The 2,259-nt window shown below is 59.6% G+C and carries 1 protein-coding gene; it reads right to left on the bottom strand.

The window, feature by feature from the left end; all coding sequences use genetic code 11:
• Positions 1-173: 173 nt before the first annotated feature.
• Positions 174-1,979: a phenylacyl-CoA dehydrogenase gene (locus tag ACTD9P_RS29510; protein WP_219269575.1), complete on the bottom strand. Its 1,806-nt coding sequence runs from the start codon at positions 1,977-1,979 to the stop codon at positions 174-176.
• Between the last annotated feature and the right edge of the window lie 280 nt (positions 1,980-2,259).

Here is a 2,259-nt window from a genome sequence, read left to right as displayed (position 1 = left end):
CCTCTGGCTAACACTTCCCCTTGCCGGGTGTGTAGAGGACTTTCACCTCCAAGTCACCAGCGAGGCCACCACAGCCAAGCTGGTTGCGCTTCGCGCAACGCGCCATGCCTGGCGCACATAAAAAAACCGCCGCTCCCAAAGGCAGCGGCGGTTTTCAAGAGAACCGGCTGGGCTTAGTAAGCCAGGCCGAAGTCTTCTTCTTTCATGTCCATCAGGTTGTTGGCGCCCGACAGCATGGTGACCTTATGGGTCTGGGTGCGCGGCAGGATGCGCTGGAAGTAGAAGCGCGCCGTCTGCAGCTTGGCGGTGTAGAACGCCTCTTCGGTGGTGCCGGCAGCCAGTTTTTCGGCGGCCAGGCGTGCCATGTCGGCCCAGAAGTAAGCCAGGCACGCGTAGCCGGAGTACATCAGGTAGTCCACCGAGGCGGCACCGACTTCTTCGCGGTCTTTCATCGCGGCCATGCCGACCTTCATGGTCAGCTCGCCCCACTCTTTGTTCAGTGCCGCCAGCGGTGCAACGAACTCCTTAACGGCTTCGTTACCTTCGTTGGCCTGGCAGAACTTGTGCACGATCTTGGTGAAGCCCTTGAGCGCTTCGCCTTGAGTCATCAGCACTTTACGGCCCAGCAGGTCGAGTGCCTGGATGCCGGTGGTGCCTTCGTACAGCATCGAAATGCGGCTGTCGCGCACGTTCTGCTCCATGCCCCACTCGGCGATAAAGCCGTGGCCGCCGTAGATCTGCACGCCGTGGTTGGCGGACTCAAAACCGACTTCGGTCATGAATGCTTTGGCAATCGGGGTCATGAACGCCAGCAGGCCGTCGGCTTGCTTCTTGGCTTCGTCGTCGGTGCCGTATTTAACGATGTCCACTTGCTTGGCGGTGAAGTACACCATCGCACGGTTGCCTTCAGCAAAGGCTTTCATGGTCAGCAGCATGCGGCGCACGTCAGGGTGCACGATGATCGGGTCAGCGGCCTTGTCTGGCGCTTTCGGGCCGGTCAGCGAGCGCATTTGCAGGCGGTCACGAGCGTATTTCAGGCCACCCTGGAAGCCGATTTCGGCGTGGGACAGGCCTTGCAGCGCGGTGCCCAGGCGAGCGGTGTTCATAAAGGTGAACATGCAGTTCAGGCCTTTGTTCGCCGGGCCGATCAGGAAACCGGTGGCCGCGTCAAAGTTCATCACGCAGGTGGCGTTACCGTGGATGCCCATCTTGTGTTCCAGGGAGCCACAGGTCACCGCGTTGCGCTCGCCGACCGAGCCGTCTGCGTTCGGCAGGAATTTTGGCACGATGAACAGCGAAATACCTTTGGTGCCGGCCGGTGCGTCCGGCAGGCGGGCCAGTACGATATGGACGATGTTGTCGGCCATGTCGTGTTCACCGGCCGAGATGAAGATCTTGGTGCCGGATACTTTGTAGGAACCGTCGGCCTGAGGCTCGGCCTTGGTGCGCAGCATGCCCAGGTCGGTGCCGCAATGCGGTTCGGTCAGGCACATGGTGCCGGTCCACTCGCCCGAGACCAGTTTGGTCAGATAGGCGTCTTGTTGTTCCGGGGTGCCGTGCTCGGAGATGGTATTCATCGCACCGTGAGACAGGCCAGGGTACATGCCCCAAGACCAGTTGGCGGCGCCGACCATTTCGCTCACAGCCAGGCCCAGGGATTCCGGCAGGCCTTGGCCACCATGCTCCACGTCGTGGGCCAGGCTTGGCCAGCCGCCTTCGACGAATTGCTTGTAGGCTTCTTTAAAACCAGTAGGGGTTTTTACGCCTGACTCGCTCCAGGTACACCCTTCGATGTCACCCACGCGGTTCAACGGTGCCAGCACTTGCTCACAGAACTTGGCGCCTTCCTCAAGAATGGCGTCAACCATGTCCGGGGTAGCGTCCTGGCAAGCCGGCAGGCTCTGATAGTGCGCTTCATAACCGAGCAGTTCGTCACGAACGAAGCGAATATCACGCAAGGGGGCCTTGTAGTCAGGCATAGCGATAAACCTCTGCTGATGTATCTGGGATGAACAACCGCGTGGATTTGTTATGGCGGTCAAACAGGTGTTTGAAACATACGTTTACGACCTTGGGTTGTCAAGCGTCGCACCGAAGCCGTTTGTCCTGACGTGAGTCAACTCCAGGCACGACAAGGCCTGCGGCGCAGTGCCACGTGGTTTGTAAGTGTAGAAGTTCCCAGGGGCGAATCAGCACAATGTGGAAGCGGGCTTGCTCGCGAATGCGGTGTGTCAGTCAGCTCATATGAAACCGATACAC

This window comes from Pseudomonas onubensis (genome assembly GCF_965653655.1).
Classification (GTDB): domain Bacteria; phylum Pseudomonadota; class Gammaproteobacteria; order Pseudomonadales; family Pseudomonadaceae; genus Aquipseudomonas.
This window is presented reverse-complemented; position numbering and strand designations above follow the sequence as displayed.